17 protein-coding genes are annotated in these 19,789 nt (G+C 60.9%); 15 read left to right on the top strand and 2 right to left on the bottom strand.

Going from position 1 to position 19,789, the window contains the following annotated elements:
* From lspA to ispH, 3 genes are read left to right on the top strand one after another with little or no spacing between them, the layout of a single operon-like run.
* Positions 1-510 carry a signal peptidase II gene (gene lspA, locus ACJ8IN_RS03255; protein ID WP_041033196.1) on the top strand — a complete coding sequence of 170 codons (510 nt, stop codon included), beginning with the start codon at positions 1-3 and terminating at the stop codon, positions 508-510.
* A 1-nt stretch (position 511) separates the two neighbouring features.
* A complete protein-coding gene (gene fkpB / locus ACJ8IN_RS03250; protein ID WP_033637057.1) occupies positions 512-982 on the top strand; it encodes an FKBP-type peptidyl-prolyl cis-trans isomerase in 471 nt (156 codons plus the stop codon).
* A complete protein-coding gene (gene ispH, locus ACJ8IN_RS03245; RefSeq protein ID WP_033637058.1) occupies positions 963-1,916 on the top strand; it encodes a 4-hydroxy-3-methylbut-2-enyl diphosphate reductase in 954 nt (317 codons plus the stop codon). Before fkpB ends, ispH begins: the two co-directional genes overlap by 20 nt.
* Positions 1,917-2,190: 274 nt before the next feature.
* Here ispH and ACJ8IN_RS03240 read toward each other — a convergent pair whose 3' ends face one another.
* Entirely contained in the window at positions 2,191-3,096 is a 906-nt protein-coding gene (locus ACJ8IN_RS03240; protein WP_225369078.1) for a LysR family transcriptional regulator, read from the bottom strand.
* Positions 3,097-3,307: 211 nt separating this feature from the next.
* Between ACJ8IN_RS03240 and pvcA the strand changes: the two genes are divergently transcribed.
* The 8 genes from pvcA to kefC all read left to right on the top strand — a co-directional run bounded on the left by pvcA (position 3,308) and on the right by kefC (position 15,043).
* Positions 3,308-4,273, top strand: a complete 966-nt coding sequence (pvcA, locus tag ACJ8IN_RS03235) for an L-tyrosine isonitrile synthase (protein ID WP_033637062.1) — start codon at positions 3,308-3,310, stop codon at positions 4,271-4,273.
* A 96-nt stretch (positions 4,274-4,369) separates the two neighbouring features.
* On the top strand, positions 4,370-5,233 hold the full coding sequence (locus ACJ8IN_RS03230; protein WP_060427226.1) for a TauD/TfdA dioxygenase family protein: 864 nt from the start codon (positions 4,370-4,372) through the stop codon (positions 5,231-5,233).
* Between the two features lie 24 nt (positions 5,234-5,257).
* Complete coding sequence (locus ACJ8IN_RS03225; protein ID WP_060427225.1) at positions 5,258-6,517, top strand: glycosyltransferase; 1,260 nt, start codon at positions 5,258-5,260, stop codon at positions 6,515-6,517.
* Between the two features lie 263 nt (positions 6,518-6,780).
* Positions 6,781-7,602 (top strand): 4-hydroxy-tetrahydrodipicolinate reductase, encoded by an 822-nt coding sequence (gene dapB / locus ACJ8IN_RS03220; RefSeq protein ID WP_060427224.1) that lies wholly within the window; start codon positions 6,781-6,783, stop codon positions 7,600-7,602.
* 470 nt (positions 7,603-8,072) lie between these two features.
* Entirely contained in the window at positions 8,073-9,221 is a 1,149-nt protein-coding gene (gene carA, locus ACJ8IN_RS03215; RefSeq protein ID WP_072021635.1) for a glutamine-hydrolyzing carbamoyl-phosphate synthase small subunit, read from the top strand.
* Positions 9,222-9,238: 17 nt separating this feature from the next.
* Positions 9,239-12,463, top strand: coding sequence for a carbamoyl-phosphate synthase large subunit (carB, locus tag ACJ8IN_RS03210; protein WP_038873387.1), 3,225 nt, complete (start codon positions 9,239-9,241; stop codon positions 12,461-12,463).
* A 176-nt stretch (positions 12,464-12,639) separates the two neighbouring features.
* Positions 12,640-13,197 (top strand): glutathione-regulated potassium-efflux system oxidoreductase KefF, encoded by a 558-nt coding sequence (kefF, locus tag ACJ8IN_RS03205; RefSeq protein WP_033637069.1) that lies wholly within the window; start codon positions 12,640-12,642, stop codon positions 13,195-13,197.
* The gene (gene kefC, locus ACJ8IN_RS03200; protein ID WP_060427223.1) at positions 13,190-15,043 is read left to right on the top strand and encodes a glutathione-regulated potassium-efflux system protein KefC; all 1,854 of its coding nucleotides are present in this window, start codon (positions 13,190-13,192) and stop codon (positions 15,041-15,043) included. Before kefF ends, kefC begins: the two co-directional genes overlap by 8 nt.
* A gap of 35 nt (positions 15,044-15,078) precedes the next feature.
* Here kefC and ACJ8IN_RS03195 read toward each other — a convergent pair whose 3' ends face one another.
* The gene (locus tag ACJ8IN_RS03195) at positions 15,079-15,693 is read right to left on the bottom strand and encodes a LysE family translocator (RefSeq protein ID WP_015376619.1); all 615 of its coding nucleotides are present in this window, start codon (positions 15,691-15,693) and stop codon (positions 15,079-15,081) included.
* 127 nt (positions 15,694-15,820) lie between these two features.
* Between ACJ8IN_RS03195 and ACJ8IN_RS03190 the strand changes: the two genes are divergently transcribed.
* The 4 genes from ACJ8IN_RS03190 (at position 15,821) to ACJ8IN_RS03175 (ending at position 19,778) form a co-directional block, all read left to right on the top strand.
* The gene (locus ACJ8IN_RS03190; RefSeq protein ID WP_033637071.1) at positions 15,821-16,621 is read left to right on the top strand and encodes a threonine/serine ThrE exporter family protein; all 801 of its coding nucleotides are present in this window, start codon (positions 15,821-15,823) and stop codon (positions 16,619-16,621) included.
* Complete coding sequence (locus ACJ8IN_RS03185) at positions 16,618-17,082, top strand: threonine/serine exporter (RefSeq protein WP_033637072.1); 465 nt, start codon at positions 16,618-16,620, stop codon at positions 17,080-17,082. Before ACJ8IN_RS03190 ends, ACJ8IN_RS03185 begins: the two co-directional genes overlap by 4 nt.
* Before the next feature lie 143 nt (positions 17,083-17,225).
* Positions 17,226-17,708, top strand: a complete 483-nt coding sequence (gene folA, locus ACJ8IN_RS03180) for a type 3 dihydrofolate reductase (RefSeq protein WP_033637073.1) — start codon at positions 17,226-17,228, stop codon at positions 17,706-17,708.
* Between the two features lie 180 nt (positions 17,709-17,888).
* The gene (locus ACJ8IN_RS03175) at positions 17,889-19,778 is read left to right on the top strand and encodes a PhoX family protein (protein ID WP_060427222.1); all 1,890 of its coding nucleotides are present in this window, start codon (positions 17,889-17,891) and stop codon (positions 19,776-19,778) included.
* The last annotated feature ends 11 nt before the right edge of the window (positions 19,779-19,789 follow it).

The following is a 19,789-nucleotide window of genomic DNA, read 5'->3' as shown; positions in this document are numbered from 1 at the left end:
ATGAGTAAATCAATTTGTTCGACCGGCCTGCGTTGGCTGTGGGTTGTGGTGGCGGTGCTGGCGCTGGATTTCGGCAGCAAGCAGTGGATCCTCGCTAACTTTACGCTGGGGCAGTCCCAGCCGTTGATCCCGTCGTTCAACCTGTTTTACGCGCGCAACTACGGCGCCGCGTTCAGCTTCCTCGCCGATCACGGCGGCTGGCAGCGCTGGTTCTTCGCCGGCATCGCCATCGCCATCGTTGCGGTGCTGCTGGTGATGATGTACCGCAGTGCGGCGCAGCAGAAGCTGAACAACATCGCCTACGCCTTTATCATCGGCGGGGCGCTGGGCAATCTGTTCGACCGCCTGTGGCACGGTTTTGTGGTCGATTTCATCGACTTCTACGTCGGCGACTGGCACTACCCGACCTTCAACCTGGCGGACAGCTTTATCTGCGTGGGCGCGGCGATGATCGTGCTGGAAGGTTTCCTGTCGCCGGCGAACAAAAGCGCAAAGAGTAAAGGTGAGTAATATGACGGCTCAGGTTATCAGTGACAGCGCGGTACTGGTTCACTTTACGCTGAAACTGGAAGACGGTTCGACCGCCGAATCCACCCGCAGCAGCGGTAAACCGGCGCTGTTCCGCCTGGGGGACGGCAGCCTGTCGGCGCCGCTGGAAGCGCAGCTGCTTGGCCTGCGCGCGGGCGACAAATGCGCCTTTACCCTGCAGCCGGAAGCGGCGTTCGGCGCGGAGAACCCGGATCTGGTTCAGTTCTTCTCGCGCCGCGACTTCGCGGAAACCGGCGTGCCGGACGTGGGCACCATCATGCTGTTTACCGCCATCGACGGCAGTGAAATGCCGGGCGTGGTGCGCGCGGTGGCGGAAGATTCGATCACCGTCGATTTCAACCATCCGCTGGCGGGCCATCCGGTGACCTTCGATATCGAAGTGCTGGAGATCGATCCGCAGCAGGAGGAGATGCATGCAAATATTGCTGGCTAACCCGCGCGGCTTCTGCGCCGGGGTTGATCGTGCGATCAGCATCGTGGAACGTGCGCTGGAGCTGTATGGCGCGCCGATCTACGTGCGGCATGAAGTGGTGCACAACCGCTACGTGGTCGACAGCCTGCGTGAGCGCGGCGCGGTGTTTATCGAAGAGATCGCCGAAGTGCCGGACGGTTCTATCCTGATCTTCTCGGCGCACGGCGTTTCTCAGGCGGTGCGTGCCGAAGCCAAGGCGCGCGATCTGACCATGCTGTTCGACGCCACTTGCCCGCTGGTGACCAAGGTGCATATGGAAGTAGCGCGCGCCAGCCGCCGCGGCACCGAAGCGATCCTGATCGGCCACGCCGGGCACCCGGAGGTGGAAGGCACCATGGGCCAGTACAGCAACCCGCAGGGTGGCATGTACCTGGTCGAATCGCCGGAAGACGTGTGGAAGCTGCAGGTGAAAGACGAAAACAACCTGTGCTTCATGACGCAGACCACGCTGTCGGTGGATGATACCTCGGACGTGATCGACGCCTTGCGTCAGCGTTTCCCGAAAATTATCGGGCCACGTAAGGATGATATCTGCTACGCCACTACCAACCGTCAGGAAGCGGTGCGCAACCTGGCCGGCGATGCGGACGTGGTGCTGGTGGTGGGGTCGAAGAACTCCTCCAACTCCAACCGTCTGGCGGAACTGGCGCAGCGCGTCGGCAAACCGGCTTATCTGATCGACTCGGCGGCGGATATTCAGGAAAGCTGGCTGAGCGAAGCGCGCAATATCGGCGTTACCGCCGGCGCCTCGGCACCGGACGTGCTGGTGCAGGAGGTGATCTCTCGCCTGAAAGCGCTGGGTGGCCTGGACGTGCATGAAATCAGCGGGCGTGAAGAGAACATCGTGTTTGAAGTGCCTAAAGAGCTGCGCGTGGACGTTCGTCAGATCGACTGACATGCGCCGGCGGATGACAACGGGGAGCTTAGGCTTCCCGTTTTTTTTGGAAAGCGCGCCGCGTAAAAAAATAATATTCCATGCATATTCAAATTTTCTGCTAACTAAAGTCAAATTTATTCTGAGTATTTGAAATAACGTCGATGTGATTAATTATATAGGCTGGCGAAAAGTCATTAATAAAAATATCATTAGGCTGCAATCTAAAAGGAGCCCGGTGTTGGCAAGGTGATTACAATAATTACAATAATAGATGTTGCAGATGTTTCTTATTTTATTCCTGCCGAATATGTTCTACGGCGCTTAATCCCTTCTCCTGCAAATAGAGTTTCATATGTTCAAGCAATCGTCTGACTTTTAATGGCTGGATCTCCCTGCGCGGCATAATGGCATAGCAATTAATTTCCGGTAACCGCCAATCGGGCAATATTTCAATCAGCTCGCCGCTGCGCAATTCACGTTCAACGTTGGCGAAGAAATTGCGAATGATACCCTTGCCGGTCAGCGCCAACTCCTTCATCGCCATACCGCTGTTGGTGAACAAGCGCCCGGTCATACGCATGCGGTGTTCACCGCCGTTGCGATGGATCAGACGGACAAACTGCGGGTTGCCGAGCGGCGTAAAGGTGACCCATTGGTGGTGCGTCAGCGCCTGTGGCGAATCCGGCACGCCGTGATGCGCCAGGTAAGCCGGCGAGGCGCACAGCACTTCGCGGCAGCGCGCCAGCCGCGTGGAAACGTAGCTGGAGTCGGCCAGCACGCCGCCGCGTATCGCCAGATCGATGCGCTGCGTGATGAGATCTATCTTCTCATCGTGAATTTCCAGCCGCAGCGTGAGACGGGGATGTTCGTCGAGAAAACTTTGCAGCGCCGGCACCAGATAGTGAGTGGCGAATTCGGTGGAGGTGGCGACGCGCAGCTCACCGACCAGTTCGCCGCGCAGCGCGGCGATCCGTTGTTGGCCACGTTCGGCGGCGTGGATCATCAGCAGGCAATCTTCATAAAAGCACAATCCGGCTTCGGTCAGACTCAATGAACGCGTCGATCGCAGCAGTAATTGAATGCCCAGATGTTCCTCCAACTGGCGAATATGCTGGCTGACGGCGGAAGTCGTCATGCCCAATTCTTTTGCCGCCATGCTGAATGCGCCGCAATCGACCACTTTTGAGAAAATGGCCATGCGTTTTAAAATATTGCTCATAGTTTGTTAAGCACAACTTAACCAAGATTGTGAATTATACGGGCTAATAATATAGCACTATCTCTTCTATATTGCCTGAAGCATATAAACGCCGGGCTGATTATTATTTCGCAGGGTTTTTTCTCTTTTTGATAAATCTTATTGCGCTTATCAATAATTCACCCGCGCCACATCGCAACAGGAGCTCATTGTGGACAGCGCTCAGAAAGAAGAAATATCGTTAAAAATCCTACGTGAATTATTGCAATACCGCCGCCGCTTCCCCGGCGACGATACCTCGATTGCTGAAGAAGAACGGCGGGTCACTCAGGTGCAATTGCCGCGCATTCGGGCATTCATTGAAAACGAGCAACGTATCGAATTCGTGCTGCCGGCCTTTCCCACCAAGTCGCCCAACACCAACAAGGTGATCGGCGCGGTGCCGGACATGGCGGAGCGGCTGTCGCTGATCTTCCTCAACTCGCTGTGCCAGCGCATTCAACTCTATTACCCGCCGGGGGCGCATATCGTTATCTGCTCCGACGGCCACGTGTTCGGCGATCTGATCCGCGTCAGCGATGAAGCGATCAACCACTATCAGCGTGAGATTGAAAGCCTGCTGCATGAAGTGGGCGCGACGCACCTGAGCGTGTTCAACCTCGGCGACGTCAAAGGCCTGGCGGAACATACCGATGATTACGATCTGCTGCGCCGGCTGTTGGTGGAGGGCTATGCCGAATCGGAAGAGGCGATCAAGCAACAGCTGATGCAGGACGAACAGGGCCTCTTGCTGTACCGCGCCATCACGCGCTTCCTGTATGAAGACAGCCAGCTGCCGGGCTACAGCGGTTCCAACGCCGCGCTGCAGAAAGACGCCAAACAACGTGCCTGCGGCGTGATCCAGCGCAGCTGGGCCTGGGGCAACCTGCTGGCGCAGCATTTCCCGGCGGCGATCCGCCTGTCGATTCACCCGCAACCGGCCGACAGCCTGAAAATGGGCATCCACATGATGCCGACCAAAGACGACTGGCTGACGCCGTGGCACGGCGTGGCGGCCAACGTGAACGGCCAGTTCGTGCTGATGAAGCGTAAAGACGCGCAGAGCCTGGACGGCGAACTGGTGGAGATCCGCGGCACGCCGAGCCATTACCTGATCGAACAACCGCAGATGGCCTGAGGCCGTGGCGGGCTTTTGCGCCCGAAATCCTGGCGGGCGCGTTTTTGACGGCACGTTGCCGTGTGAGCAGCACATTCGATGCAAGGAGAATCACCGATGAACAACCAACCGCTTAATTGCCATATTCAACCGAATACCCCGTTTGGCGCGATCCTGACGCCGCAGCATCCGGGGCAAAAGATCGGCGAGCTGCCGGTGGCGGCGCTGCGGGCGCTGGCGCAGGAACACCACTTGCTGGTGCTGCGCGGATTCGACTCGGGTTTCAGCGAGGCGGAAGTTCTGACTCGCTACGCCGAGCAGTGGGGCGAGATCATGATGTGGCCGTTCGGCGCGGTGCTGGACGTGAAGGAGCATCCGGACGCCAAGGATCATATTTTCGACAGCAGCTACGTCCCGCTGCATTGGGATGGCATGTATAAGCCGACCATCCCCGAGTTCCAGCTGTTCCACTGCGTGGCGGCGCCGTCGCCGGACGAAGGCGGATGCACCACCTTCGTCGACACCACGCGGCTGTTGGCCAATGCGGAAGAAGCGCTGCTGGATCAGTGGCTGTCGGTCTCGATCACCTACCGCATCAAGCAGGTGGTGCATTACGGCGGCGAAGTCTGTTCGCCGCTGGTGGTGCAGCACCCGAACGGCAGGGGCTTAATCATGCGCTACAATGAACCGCCGACGGAAGGAAAAAAATTCCTCAATCAACATGCGCTGGAATACCACGGCGTGCCGGAACACCAGCAGGAACAGTTCCACCACACTCTGCAGCAGCACCTGTACGATCCGCGTCACTATTATGCCCATCAGTGGCAGCAGGGCGACGTGGTGGTGGCGGACAACTTCTCGCTGCTGCACGGCCGTGAGGGCTTTACCGCCCGTTCCGCGCGTCATTTGCAGCGCGTGCATATTCAGAGCAACCCGGTGTGCGCCAATCTGGCGCTGAAGCCGGCCAACGCAGAAGCGTAAAGGAGCATTATGGCAAGGATACTGATGGCGGCGGTCGCCACTCCGGGGCACGTCTACCCGATGTTAGCCATCGCTCGCCACCTGATTGCCCAAGGGCATCAGGTGCGGGTGATGACCGGCGCGCTGTTTCGCGAACGCGCCGAGGCGGCGGGCGCGAGCTTCGTGCCGGTCGACGCGCAGGTGGATTTCGATTACCGCCACCTGGAAGAGCACTTCCCCGAGCGCGCCGCGCTGCCGCCGGGCAATGCGCAGATGGCGCTGGCGCTGAAGGATTTCTTCGCCGCGCCGATCCCGTTGCTGGATCGGCAGCTGCGTGCGGCCATCGCCGCCGAAAAGACCGATCTGCTGATGGTGGAGAACTGCTTCTACGGCGTGCTGCCGCTGCTGCAGTCCGCCGCGCGGCCGCCGGTCTTCGGTATCGGCGTTACGCCGCTGTCGTATTCTTCGCGCGATGCTATTTTTTATGGCCCGCGTATCCCGCCGGCGCTGCTGCCGCAGGCGTTGACCCGTGAGCAGCTGGTGGATGAGGAAACGCGCGTGCTGATCGATGACGTGCAGCAGAGCTTCGATGCGGCGCTGCTGCAGGCGGGCGGGCGGGCGCTGGATCGCCCGTTCACCGACGCGCTGATCGGCGGCTGCGAGCGTTTCCTGCAGCTGGCTACCACGGCGCTGGAATATGAGCGTGACGATCTGCCGAGCGGCGTGCGATTCGTCGGCCCGCTGCGCAGCGGCGGCCAGCCGGCGGCGGAAGAGACGCTGTGGGAGGCGGACGATCGTCGGCCGCTGGTGATCGTGTCTCAGGGCACGCTGGCCAATGTCGATCTGCATCAGCTGATCGTGCCGACGCTGCAAGCGCTGGCGCATCTGCCGGTGCGGGTGCTGGCCACCACCGGCGGACGGGCGACGGAGGGGCTGATGGACGCGCTGCCGGGCAATGCCAGAGTGCGGGAGTTTATCTCCTTCGAACGCTGGCTGCCGGAGACGGCGCTGCTGATCACCAACGGCGGTTACGGCTCGATCAACTATGCGCTGGACAGCGGCGTGCCGCTGATCGTCGCCGGCACCGGCGAGGACAAGCTGGAGGCGGCCGCGCGTGTGGTGGCCGCCGGCTGCGGCATCAGCCTGCACACCAGCACGCCGAGCGCCGAACAGATCCTGGCGGCGGCGACGCGCATTCTGCAGCAGCCGATCTATCGGCAACGTGCGGCGCTGGTGCGTGAGGACTATGCCCGCCACGACGCGCTGACGGCGATCGCCAACGAAGTGGCCGCCATTACCGCCTGACCTCGCCGTTCTCCCTTCCGCAGGCGCCGTTTTCGGCGCCTTTTTTCCGCATTTTTTTGCGATGGAAACTGCATGATTATGTACAATCGTCGCAGGTCGCCAAATCGGTTGAATGTTAATCTCACGACAGCGCCGCTGATGAAAGCGGGGGAATATCATAATTTTCTAATTATGAAATGAATCCTCTGGCGACGCTGAAGCGGGGCGGTTACCCTGAATCGATAGCCTAATGGGATAGGCGTCAAATCAAGAAGAGAGCAAGCATGAGTGATACACAAATCCGCATTGCGATTGCGGGCGCCGGCGGCCGGATGGGCCGTCAGTTGATCCAGGCGGTGCAGCAGGCGGAAGGCGTGGTATTGGGGGCGGCGCTGTCGCGCCCGGGTTCCAGCCTGATCGGCGTCGACGCCGGTGAGCTGGCGGGCATTGGCGCGCTGGGCGTCAAGGTGAGCGACAGTCTGGAGAAGGTGGCGAACGAGTTCGATATTTTGATCGACTTCACCCGCCCGGAAAGCACCCGGGGCTACCTGGATTTTTGCGTGGCGCACCACAAGGCGATGGTGATTGGCACTACCGGCTTCGATGACACCGGCAAGCAGGCGATCCGCGATGCGGCGCAGCATATCGGCATCGTGTTCGCCGCCAACTTCAGCGTCGGCGTCAACCTGGTGCTGAAACTGCTGGAGAAGGCCGCGCAGGTGATGGGCGACTATACCGATATCGAAATCGTTGAGGCGCACCACCGCCACAAAGTGGATGCGCCGTCGGGCACGGCGTTGGCCATGGGCGAAGCGATCGCCGGCGCGCTGGGGCGCGATCTGAAAAGCTGCGCGGTCTATGCGCGCGAAGGCCATACCGGCGAGCGCGATCCGAAAAGCATCGGCTTTGCCACCATTCGCGCCGGCGACATCGTTGGCGAGCACACCGCGATGTTCGCTGACATCGGTGAACGGGTGGAAATCACCCATAAAGCCTCTAGCCGTATGACTTTTGCCAGCGGCGCGGTGCGCGCGGCTTCCTGGTTACATAACCGTGATAAAGGTCTGTTTGATATGCGCGACGTGTTGAATTTGGACCAATTATAATTGATTTGCATACCATCGTGATGTGGTTGTATTGATCATAATGCTATGATAATCGGACAATAAATTTATTGTCCTTTTTTTTAACATGAAAAATGAAGTGTTGGTGTGTTTTTGTTGTCTTGATTGTTATTTATCGATGATTATCTCGCTAATCACTCCGTTTTCATCCACCAGATCCCACTTCAGCGTCTTTTTAAGCCCATTCTGGCGCCATTTTCCGTCATTCAGCTTCGCAACCGTTTTCTAGCCTCGGTTTTCTGTGTTTTTATCGACGCTCAAGCCGCATGAGCGCCGAGAACTGCAAAAATAAAACAAAAAACGGCAGTTTGGGTAGACAAGCCGGGCACTCATCATTAAAATGCGCCCAATTTGCCAAAAATTGGCCTCGCGGACGGTTTTTGCATTGATTTAGATCGCGATATCTGAATTAATATGCAAATATTGTGATTGATTATTCCTCGGAGGATGTTTTGATAAAGTCAGCGCTATTGGTTCTGGAAGACGGAACCCAATTCCACGGTCGGGCCATCGGGGCAGAGGGAACGGCAGTGGGGGAAGTGGTCTTCAATACGTCGATGACCGGTTATCAAGAAATCCTCACTGATCCTTCCTATTCCCGCCAGATCGTTACTCTTACTTATCCTCATATCGGCAATGTCGGCACCAATGCTTCCGACGAAGAATCCTCCGCAGTACACGCCCAAGGCCTCGTCATTCGTGACCTCCCGCTGATCGCCAGCAACTACCGCAACGAAGAAAGCCTGTCCGACTACCTCAAGCGTCACAACATCGTGGCGATCGCCGATATCGATACCCGTAAATTAACCCGCCTGCTGCGCGAGAAGGGCGCCCAGAACGGCTGCATCATCGCCGCCGACTCGCCGGACGCCGCGCTGGCCCTGGCCAAGGCGCAAGGTTTCCCGGGGTTGAAGGGCATGGATCTGGCGAAAGAGGTCACCACCCAAGAGGCTTACAGCTGGCAGCAAGGCAGCTGGACGCTTGAAGGCGACCTGCCCGAAGCCAAAACCGCCGCGGAGCTGCCGTTCCACGTGGTGGCTTACGACTACGGCGCCAAGCGCAACATCCTGCGTATGCTGGTGGATCGCGGCTGCCGCCTGACCGTGGTGCCGGCGCAGACCCCGGCCGAGGAGGTGCTGAAAATGAATCCGGACGGCATCTTCCTGTCCAACGGCCCGGGCGACCCGGAGCCGTGCGACTACGCCATCGCCGCCATCAAACAGTTCCTGGAAACCGACATCCCGGTGTTCGGCATCTGCCTGGGCCACCAGCTGCTGGCGTTGGCCAGCGGGGCGAAAACCATGAAAATGAAGCTCGGTCACCACGGCGGCAACCACCCGGTGAAGGATCTGGACAACAACACCGTGATGATCACCGCGCAGAACCACGGCTTCGCCGTCGATGAAAACAACCTGCCGGCGAACCTGCGCGTCACGCACAAATCGCTGTTCGACCACACGGTGCAGGGCATTCACCGCACCGACAAGGCGGCATTCAGCTTCCAGGGGCACCCGGAAGCCAGCCCAGGCCCGCACGATGCCGCGCCGCTGTTCGATCACTTTATCGAACTGATTGAGACTTACCGTTCTAACGCCAAATAATCAGGAGCAGTAAAAAAATGCCAAAACGTACAGACATAAAAAGCATCCTGATCCTCGGCGCTGGTCCGATCGTTATCGGCCAGGCGTGTGAGTTCGACTACTCGGGTGCCCAGGCGTGTAAAGCGCTGCGCGAAGAGGGTTACCGCGTCATTCTGGTCAACTCCAACCCGGCGACCATCATGACCGACCCGGAAATGGCCGACGCGACCTACATCGAGCCGATCCACTGGGAAGTGGTGCGCAAGATCATCGAAAAAGAGCGCCCGGATGCGGTGCTGCCGACCATGGGCGGCCAGACGGCGCTGAACTGCGCGCTGGAGCTGGAGCGTCAGGGCGTGCTGGCCGAGTTCGGCGTGACCATGATCGGCGCCACCGCCGATGCGATCGACAAGGCCGAAGACCGTCGCCGTTTCGACGTGGCGATGAAGAAAATCGGTCTGGATACCGCGCGTTCCGGCATCGCGCACACCATGGAAGAAGCGCTGGCGGTCGCCGCTGACGTCGGCTTCCCGTGCATCATCCGCCCTTCCTTTACCATGGGCGGCACCGGCGGCGGCATCGCCTACAACCGCGAAGAGTTCGAAGAGATCTGCGAACGCGGCCTGGATCTGTCACCGACCAACGAGCTGCTGATCGATGAATCGCTGATCGGTTGGAAAGAGTACGAGATGGAGGTGGTGCGCGATAAGAACGACAACTGCATCATCGTCTGTTCCATCGAAAACTTCGACGCCATGGGCATCCACACCGGCGACTCGATCACCGTCGCACCGGCCCAGACCCTGACCGACAAGGAATACCAAATCATGCGCAACGCCTCGATGGCGGTGCTGCGTGAGATCGGCGTGGAAACCGGCGGCTCCAACGTGCAGTTCTCGGTCAACCCGAAAACCGGCCGCCTGATCGTTATCGAAATGAACCCGCGCGTGTCGCGCTCTTCGGCGCTGGCGTCGAAAGCCACCGGCTTCCCCATCGCCAAGATCGCCGCCAAGCTGGCGGTGGGCTACACCCTCGATGAGCTGATGAACGACATCACCGGCGGCCGCACCCCGGCATCGTTCGAACCGTCCATCGACTACGTCGTGACCAAGATCCCGCGCTTCAACTTCGAGAAGTTCGCCGGCGCCAACGACCGCCTGACCACCCAGATGAAATCGGTCGGCGAAGTGATGGCCATCGGCCGCACCCAGCAGGAGTCGCTGCAAAAAGCGCTGCGCGGCCTGGAAGTGGGCGCCACCGGCTTCGACCCGAAAGTGAGCCTGGACGATCCGGAAGCGCTGACCAAGATCCGCCGCGAGCTGAAAGACGCCGGCTCTGACCGCATCTGGTACATCGCCGACGCCTTCCGCGCCGGTCTGTCGGTTGACGGCGTCTTCAACCTGACCAACGTCGACCGCTGGTTCCTGGTGCAGATTGAAGAGCTGGTGCGCCTGGAAGAGCAGGTGGCCGAAGCGGGCATCAACGGCCTGAACAAAGCGTTCCTGCGCACCCTGAAGCGCAAGGGCTTCGCCGATGCGCGTCTGGCCAAGCTGGCCGGCGTCGCCGAGAGCGAAATTCGCAAGCTGCGCCACAGCCACGGCCTGCATCCGGTGTACAAGCGCGTGGATACCTGCGCGGCGGAATTCGCCACCGACACCGCCTACATGTACTCCACCTATGAAGAAGAGTGCGAGTCCAACCCGACCAACGACCGGCCGAAAGTGATGGTGCTGGGCGGCGGGCCGAACCGTATCGGCCAGGGCATCGAGTTCGACTACTGCTGCGTGCACGCCTCGCTGGCGCTGCGCGAAGACGGCTACGAGACCATCATGGTCAACTGCAACCCGGAAACCGTCTCCACCGACTACGACACCTCCGACCGTCTGTATTTCGAGCCGGTAACGCTGGAAGACGTGCTGGAAATCGTGCGCATCGAGAAGCCGAAGGGCGTGATCGTGCAGTACGGCGGCCAGACCCCGCTGAAGCTGGCGCGTGAGCTGGAAGCCGCGGGCGTGCCGATCATCGGCACCAGCCCGGACGCCATCGACCGCGCCGAAGACCGCGAGCGCTTCCAGCAGGCGGTCAACCGCCTGGGCCTGAAGCAGCCGGCCAACGCCACCGTCACTGCCATTGAGCAGGCGGTGGAGAAGGCGGCGGGCATCGGTTATCCGCTGGTGGTGCGCCCTTCCTACGTGCTGGGCGGCCGGGCGATGGAAATCGTCTATGACGAAACCGACCTGCGCCGTTACTTCCAGACTGCGGTCAGCGTGTCCAACGATGCGCCGGTGCTGCTGGACCGCTTCCTGGACGACGCGGTGGAAGTGGACGTCGACGCCATCTGCGACGGCGAGCGCGTGCTGATTGGCGGCATCATGGAGCACATCGAGCAGGCGGGCGTGCACTCCGGCGACTCCGCATGTTCGCTGCCGGCGTACACCCTGAGCCAGGAAATTCAGGACGTGATGCGTCGCCAGGTGGAAAAACTGGCGTTCGAGCTGCAGGTGCGCGGCCTGATGAACGTGCAGTTCGCGGTGAAAGACAACGAAGTCTACCTGATTGAAGTCAACCCGCGCGCCGCGCGTACCGTGCCGTTCGTCTCCAAAGCGACCGGCGTGCCGCTGGCCAAAGTGGCCGCGCGCGTAATGGCGGGCAAAACGCTGGTCGAGCAGGGCGTGACCGAAGAAATTATCCCGCCGTACTACTCGGTGAAAGAAGTGGTGCTGCCGTTCAACAAATTCCCGGGCGTCGACCCGATTCTGGGGCCGGAAATGCGCTCTACCGGGGAAGTGATGGGCGTGGGCCGCACCTTTGCGGAAGCCTTCTCCAAAGCGATGCTGGGCAGCAACTCGGGCATGAAGAAACAGGGCCGCGCGCTGCTGTCGGTGCGTGAAGGCGACAAGGCTCGCGTGGTCGATTTGGCCGCCAGCCTGCTGAAGCAAGGCTTCGAGCTGGACGCCACCCACGGCACCGCGGTGGTGCTGGGCGAAGCGGGCATCAACCCGCGCCTGGTCAACAAGGTGCACGAAGGGCGTCCGCACATTCAGGACCGTATCAAAAACGGCGAGTACACCTACATCGTCAACACCACGGCCGGCCGTCAGGCGATTGAGGACTCCAAGCTGATTCGCCGCAGCGCCCTGCAGTACAAGGTGCACTACGACACCACGTTGAACGGCGGCTTCGCCACCGCGATGGCGCTGAAAGCGGATCCGACCGAGCAGGTGACGTCGGTGCAGGAAATGCACGCGCGCATCGGCAAGTAACCGCGCGATAACGCTACGCCAGGGGCGCTGCAGTTCAATGCAGCGCCCTTTTTTTATTCAGCGAATTTGTCGGCAGGCGTTAAAAATTTCCGCTATCAATCAGTGGCCAAACTGTCACCCTGTGTGATTGGTATATGCTTGGTGTATTGGCAAGGAACGAAGGAACGACGATAACAATGATTCTGATAATTTACGCTCACCCGTATCCCCGGCATTCGCATGCCAATCAGCGCCTGCTGCAGGCGGTGAGGGATCTCCCCGAGGTAGAGGTGCGCTCGCTGTATGAGCTGTACCCCGATTTCAATATCGATATCAACGCCGAGCAGCGGGCGCTGGAGCGTGCCGACCTGGTGGTGCTGCAGCATCCGATGCAGTGGTACAGCTTCCCGCCGCTGTTGAAGCTGTGGATCGACAAAGTGCTGGAGCACGGCTGGGCCTACGGCCACGACGGCAACGCGCTGGTGGGTAAAGACTGCCTGTGGGCGGTGACCAGCGGCGGCGACGAGCACCACTTCGAGCTGGGCGACTTTCCCAACTTCGCTGCGCTGGCGCAGCCGCTGCAGGCCACGGCGATCTACTGCGGCATGAACTGGCAACCCTATTTTGCCGTACATAATACTTTTACCTGCAACGAACCGGCGCTGCTCGCCGCCGGCGAAGCCTACCGGCAGCGGTTGGTCGACTATCTGATGGAACATGCCGAAGCGGAAACTCGGGAGGCCAGCCATGGATAATCACCACATGATGATCGAGGGGCTGATCTACCTCGGCTCCGCCGCGCTGTTCGTGCCGATCGCGGTGCGTCTGGGGCTGGGCTCGGTGCTCGGCTACCTGATCGCCGGCTGCATCATTGGCCCCTGGGGGCTGAAGCTGGTGTCGGACGCCGAATCGATCCTGACCTTCGCCGAGATCGGCGTGGTGCTGATGCTGTTTATCATCGGCCTGGAGCTGGATCCCAAGCGGCTGTGGACGCTGCGCGCCTCGGTATTCGGCGGCGGCAGCATTCAGATGGTGGGCTGCGGCCTGGCGCTGAGCGCCTTCTGTTACTTCCTCGGCCTCAACTGGAAGGTGGCGCTGCTGATCGGCCTGACGCTGGCCCTCTCATCCACCGCCATCGCCATGCAGGCGATGAGCGAACGCAATTTGACGCCGTCGCCGATCGGCCGCAGCGCGTTTGCGGTGCTGCTGTTCCAGGATATCGCGGCGATCCCGCTGGTGGCGATGATCCCGCTGCTGGCCAGCAGCGGCGCCACCACCACGCTGGGCGCTTTCGTGCTGTCGGCGGCCAAGGTGGTGGGCGCGTTGACGATGGTGGTGCTGCTCGGCCGCTACGTCACCCGCCCGCTGCTGCACTTCGTCGCCCGTTCGGGCATGCGCGAGGTGTTCAGCGCCGTGGCGCTGTTCCTGGTGTTCGGCTTCGGCATCCTGCTGGAGATGGCCGGGCTGTCGATGGCGATGGGGGCGTTCCTCGCCGGGGTGCTGCTGGCGAGCTCGGAATACCGCCACGCGCTGGAGAGCGATATTCAGCCGTTCAAAGGGCTGCTGCTGGGGCTGTTCTTTATCGGCGTCGGCATGTCGATCGACTTCGGCACGCTGTTCCATCACCCGCTGCTGATCGCCTCTCTGTTGCTGGGCTTTATGCTGATCAAGGCGGCGCTGCTGTGGCTGATTGGGCCGCTGCTCGGCGTGCCGAAGCGCCAGCGTGGCCTGTTTGCCATTCTGCTGGGGCAGGGCAGTGAATTCGCCTTCGTGATCTTCAGCGCCGCGCAGCTGGCCGGCGTACTGCCGGTCGAATGGGCCAAGTCGCTGACGCTGGCGGTGGCGCTGTCGATGGCGGCCACGCCGCTGCTGTTGGTGATCGCCGCGCAGCTGGAGAAAAATGCGCCGAAAGAGGAGCGCCCGGCGGACGTCATCGACGACGAAAATGCCAGCGTGATCATCGCCGGCTTCGGCCGTTTCGGCCAGATCGCCGGCCGCTTGCTGCTGGCCAACGGCGTACACACCGTGGTGCTGGATCACGATCCGGACCATATCGAAACGCTGCGCAAATTCGACACCAAGGTGTTCTACGGCGACGCCACGCGCGCCGATCTGCTGGAGGCCGCTGGCGCCGCCCACGCCAAGGTGCTGATCAACGCCATCGATGACGTGGAAGACAGCCTGGCGCTAACCGAACTGGCCAGGCAGCACTTCCCGCATCTGAAGGTGGTGGCACGGGCGCGCGACGTCGATCACTGGTATCAGCTGCGGCAGCTGGGGGTGGAAACACCGGAGCGCGAAACCTTCGAAAGCTCGCTGCGCGTCGGCCGTGAAACGCTGGAGCTGCTGGGGCTGGACGCCTATGAGGCGCGCGAGAAGGCGGACACGTTCCGCCGCTATAACCTGAAGATGCTGGAAGACACGCTGGAGAATTATCAGGACACCGAGTTCCGCATCGCCAGCCTGCAGCGGGCCAAGGAGATGCTCAGCGCGGCCATCGAGCAGGATCAGAATCGGCTGGCGCGGGTGCAGCAGACCGGCTGGCGCGGCAGTATCGATGGCAAGGCGCCGGAGGACGAGGTGGTGGAAGCCAAAGGATAAGAGTAGGGGCGCCAGATCGGCGCCCCTTCTTTTGCTTAGCTCAGTGCGACCTTGATGCCCAAGGCGATCAGCATGCCGCCCAGCAGCTTGTCGACGATCTTCTGGGTCTTTTCCAACCCGCGGCGCACCGGCCCGCTCTGGATCAGGAACACCAGCAGCGGCCACCAGATAACCGACAGGCCGAGAATAATCCCCGCGTACCACAGCTTGTCGCCCAGACCGGAATCGATCTGCAGCACCTGGGTGAACACCGCCAGGAAGAACAGGGTGGCCTTCGGGTTCAGCAGGTTGCACAGGTAGCCTTGCGCAAAGGCGCTCTTCAGGCTGACCTGCTGCTGCGGCAGATTGCTGACGTTCATCTTGCCGCCGCCGCGCGACAGCAGCGCCTGGATGCCGATCCACACCAGATAGACCGCCCCGGCGTATTTCAGCAGGTTAAACAGCCACGGCGTGGTGGTGATCACCACCGCCAGCCCGGCGACGCAGTAGGACATGTGGGTGGCGACGCCGCAGATCACGCCGAAGGCGGTCATCATGGCGGCCAGCCGTGGATAGCGGGCGGCGTTTTTGATCACCAGGAAAAAATCCGGGCCGGGGGAGAGCATGCCGAGGGCGGCAATGCCGGCGACGAACAGCGAAGTTTCAAGCATGGGAGCGTCTCGCGCAAAAGACAGAGTTCTGGCGATAATAACGCCGCTTCCTCTGATGCGCATCAACCCAATGAGGTATTGTTAGGCTCTATGATAATAATTCATCTACCGCCAGCAACGGAGCACCATGCAGCAGACTAACGCCACAGACCGGCCGGAGCCGCACCGGCAACAGCGTGAAATTACCCGCCTGTGCATTCAATGCGCGCTGCTGCTGTTGCAGCACGGCGCCGAGAGCACGGTGGTGGAACAGCTGTCGACCCGCCTGGGGCTGGCGCTGGGGATGGACAGCGTGGAAAGCTCGATCTCCGCCAATGCGGTGGTGTTGACCACCCTCAGCCACGGCGCCTGTCTGACCACCACCCGCAAGAACGTCGATCGCGGCATCAATATGCAGGTGGTGACCGAAGTGCAGCATATCGTGATCCTCGCCGAGCATCGCCTGGCGGATGCGCACGACGTGGCGCGCCGCTTTGACAGGATCCGGCCGCTGCGTTACCCGCGCTGGCTGGTGGTGCTTATGGTGGGGTTGTCATGCGGGTGTTTCAGCATGCTCAACGGCGGCGGCGGCGATGCTTTCCTGGTGACCTTTATCGCCAGCGGCGCGGCGATGCTGGTGCGCCAAATCCTCACCGCCCGCCATATGAATCCGCTGATCAATTTTTGCCTGACGGCGTTTGTCGCTACGTCGATCTCCGGGCTACTGCTGCGCCTGCCGGCGTTTAAAGACACCTCGAGCGTGGCGATGGCCGCCAGCGTGCTGTTGCTGGTGCCGGGCTTCCCGCTGATCAACGCGGTGGCAGACATGTTCAAGGGGCACGTCAATACCGGGCTGGCGCGTTGGGCGATGGCCAGCCTGCTGACGCTGGCGACCTGCATCGGGGTGGTGATGGCGATGTCGCTGTGGGATCTGCGGGGGTGGTCATGAGTCTGCTGTGGGCCTTGTTGCAGGAGATGCTGTTGGCGGCGGTGCCGGCGCTGGGCTTCGCCATGGTGTTCAACGTGCCGCTGCGCGCGCTGCGCTATTGCGCGTTGCTCGGGGCTATCGGGCGCGGCTCGCGCATGCTGATGATGCATGGCGGCATGAACATTGAGTGGGCCTCGCTGCTGGCGGCGATCCTGATCGGTATCATCGGCATCTACTGGTCGCGCTGGCTGCTGGCGCACCCGAAGGTGTTCACCGTGGCGGCAGTGATCCCGATGTTCCCCGGCATTTCCGCCTATACCGCGATGATAACTGTGGTAGAGATCTCGCATCTGGGCTACAGCGAAGCCCTGATGGAGACCATGATCACCAACTTCCTCAAGGCCAGTTTTATCGTTGGCGCATTGTCGATCGGCCTGTCGTTGCCGGGCCTGTGGCTGTACCGCAAGCGCCCCGGCGTGTGAAATGACCCGGCGGGAGATCGTTGGTTATTAGATATACTGATAAGAGCTATCTTATATATTCATCTTGCTTGATTAGCCTATCGACGGCACTCAGGCCTTTACGTATAGTGTCACCAATTTTGCTGCCTACACAGGGTTAAACAATGATTATCAGCCTGATCGCTGCCTTGGCGGCGGATCGCGTTATTGGCATGGAAAACGCTATGCCGTGGCACCTGCCGGCGGACCTTGCGTGGTTTAAACGCAACACGTTGAATAAGCCGGTTATTATGGGCCGCAAGACCTTCGAGTCCATCGGCCGCCCGCTGCCGGGCCGCCACAATATCGTTTTGAGCAGCCGCCCGGGCAATGCCGCCGGGGTGACCTGGGTGACCTCGCTGGATGAAGCGCTGGCCGCCGCGGGCGAGGTGGAAGAAGTGATGGTGATCGGCGGTGGGCGCATCTATACCCAGCTGCTGCCGCGCGCCGATCGCCTGTACCTGACGCACATCGACGCCGAAGTCGGCGGCGATACCCACTTCCCGGATTACGAGCCGGACGAGTGGGAAACCACATTCAGCGAATTCCACGACGCCGACGATCTGAACTCGCACAGCTACTGCTTCGAAATCCTGCAGCGCCGCTGATTTAAGCGCGTTAGCCAACTCTCCCCGGGGGCGCAAGCAATTGCGCCCCCGGCCTTTTTGCGTCCGTCGTTTGTAACCTTTCCGTCACATTACCTGATTAGTATGAAGCCCAACTCCGAGCGCCACGGCAACTCTGGTGAATCTTGACCGCGGCGCCATAACTAAAAAGGTAACCACGCTATGACCAAGCAAATTGAGCAATTAGACGCCGACCGCCTGATCGATCCCACTCGCCGCAAACTGCTGCTCGGCAGCGCCGGCGCCGTCGGCCTGGCCGGTTTTCTCGGCGGCGGCATCTGGTCGGTCTCCAGTGAGGCGTTGGCCGAGGATCTGCCGCCGAACAAGCTGTTGGGCTTTCAGGGTATCGCCGCGTCTACCGCCGATGAGGTGACCATCGCGCCGGGCTACCGCGCCGAGGTGCTGATCTCCTGGGGCGAGCCGCTGGTGGACGGCGCGCCGGCCTTCGATCCGCAGGGCAACAACAGCGCCGCCGATCAGGAAAAACAGTTCGGCGACAATAACGACGGCATGAGCTTCTTCCCGATCGATGACAATCATGGCGTGATGGCCATCAATAACGAATACGTTAACGAGCAGTACCTGTTCGCCCACGGCGGCGCCAAGGCCACCAGCCTGGAAGAGGTGCGCAAATCGCAGGCGGCGCACGGCGTCTCCATCGTGGCGGTAAAGCGCGTCGGCGACGGCCAGCGCTGGGAGGTGGAGCGCCCGTCGCGCTATAACCGCCGCATCACCGCCAATACCGAAATGCAGTTCAGCGGCCCGGCCGCCGGGCACCCGTTGCTGCAGACCGCCGCCGATCCGAGCGGGCGCAAGGTGGTGGGCACTTTCGGCAACTGCGCCAACGGCAAGACGCCGTGGGGCACCTACCTGACCTGCGAAGAAAACTTCGATACCTACTTTGGCACTCATCAGGCTGATTACAAAACCACGCCGGAACAGAAGCGCTACACGCTGAAGGCCAGCGAACCGGAGCGCAACTGGCCGGACTATGACGAGCGCTTCGACGTGGCGAAGAACCCCAATGAATTCAACCGCCACGGCTGGATCGTCGAGATTGACCCGCTGAATCCGACCTCGACGCCCATCAAGCACACCGCGCTGGGCCGCTTCAAGCACGAGAACGCGGCGGTGACCGTGGCCAAAGATGGCCGTTTGGTGGTGTATATGGGGGACGACGAGCGCGGTGAACATATCTATAAGTACGTTTCCAAAGGCGTGGTCGACGCCGCCAATCCGGCCAACAACCGCACGCTGCTGGGCGAAGGGACGCTGTACGTGGCGCAGTTCGACGGCGATGAGGCCGGCACGCCGCTGAAGGGCAAAGGGCGCTGGATTGCGCTCGAGTTCGGCAAGAACGGCCTGACGCCGGAGAACGGCTTCCGCGATGAGGCCGAAGTGCTGATCTTCGCCCGCAAGGCGGCGCAGCAGGTCGGCGCCACCAAAATGGATCGTCCGGAGTGGATCGCGGTGAACCCGCATGACGGCCGCGCGTACTGCACGTTGACCAACAACAGCAAGCGCGGCGAGGAAGGGATGCCGCTGAACGCCGCCAACCCGCGGCCGAACAATATCTATGGCCAGATCATTCGCTGGGACGAGGGCGGCGACGCCACCGCCGGCACCTTCGCCTGGGACATCTATGCGCTGTGCGGCAATCCGATCGCCCACCCGGAAGGCGTCAACCGCGGCACGCCGAACATCACGGCGGAAAATACCTTCAACAGCCCGGATGGGCTGGGCTTCGATCGCGCCGGCCGCCTGTGGATCCTCACCGACGGCAAGTACAGCAACAAGGGCGATTACGCCGGGCAGGGCAACAACCAGATGCTGGTGGGCGATCCGATCAGCGGCGAAATTCGCCGTTTCATGGTGGGGCCGAAGTCCTGCGAACTGACTGGCATCACCTTCACCCCGGACTACAAGACGATGTTCGTCAACGTGCAGCATCCGGGAGAAGAGGGCGATTCGCACTTCCCAAACAACAGCCCGCGCCCGCGTTCATCGGTGTTGATGATCACGCGTGAAGATGGCGGGGTGATTGGGGCGTAAGGCGCTAAAGA

The sequence above is a fragment of the Serratia sp. CY31944 genome, from assembly GCF_052169175.1.
Classification (GTDB): Bacteria; Pseudomonadota; Gammaproteobacteria; order Enterobacterales; family Enterobacteriaceae; genus Serratia; species Serratia sarumanii.
This window is presented reverse-complemented; position numbering and strand designations above follow the sequence as displayed.

Coding starts and splice junctions, on each gene's coding strand:
- lspA (WP_041033196.1), top strand. CDS start 1: ATGAGTAAATCAATTTGTTCGACCGGCCTGCGTTGGCTGTGGGTTGTG.
- fkpB (WP_033637057.1), top strand. CDS start 512: ATGACGGCTCAGGTTATCAGTGACAGCGCGGTACTGGTTCACTTTACG.
- ispH (WP_033637058.1), top strand. CDS start 963: ATGCAAATATTGCTGGCTAACCCGCGCGGCTTCTGCGCCGGGGTTGAT.
- ACJ8IN_RS03240 (WP_225369078.1), bottom strand. CDS start 3,096: ATGGCCATTTTCTCAAAAGTGGTCGATTGCGGCGCATTCAGCATGGCG.
- ACJ8IN_RS03230 (WP_060427226.1), top strand. CDS start 4,370: ATGAACAACCAACCGCTTAATTGCCATATTCAACCGAATACCCCGTTT.
- ACJ8IN_RS03225 (WP_060427225.1), top strand. CDS start 5,258: ATGGCGGCGGTCGCCACTCCGGGGCACGTCTACCCGATGTTAGCCATC.
- dapB (WP_060427224.1), top strand. CDS start 6,781: ATGAGTGATACACAAATCCGCATTGCGATTGCGGGCGCCGGCGGCCGG.
- carB (WP_038873387.1), top strand. CDS start 9,239: ATGCCAAAACGTACAGACATAAAAAGCATCCTGATCCTCGGCGCTGGT.
- kefF (WP_033637069.1), top strand. CDS start 12,640: ATGATTCTGATAATTTACGCTCACCCGTATCCCCGGCATTCGCATGCC.
- kefC (WP_060427223.1), top strand. CDS start 13,190: ATGGATAATCACCACATGATGATCGAGGGGCTGATCTACCTCGGCTCC.
- ACJ8IN_RS03195 (WP_015376619.1), bottom strand. CDS start 15,693: ATGCTTGAAACTTCGCTGTTCGTCGCCGGCATTGCCGCCCTCGGCATG.
- ACJ8IN_RS03190 (WP_033637071.1), top strand. CDS start 15,821: ATGCAGCAGACTAACGCCACAGACCGGCCGGAGCCGCACCGGCAACAG.
- ACJ8IN_RS03185 (WP_033637072.1), top strand. CDS start 16,618: ATGAGTCTGCTGTGGGCCTTGTTGCAGGAGATGCTGTTGGCGGCGGTG.
- folA (WP_033637073.1), top strand. CDS start 17,226: ATGATTATCAGCCTGATCGCTGCCTTGGCGGCGGATCGCGTTATTGGC.
- ACJ8IN_RS03175 (WP_060427222.1), top strand. CDS start 17,889: ATGACCAAGCAAATTGAGCAATTAGACGCCGACCGCCTGATCGATCCC.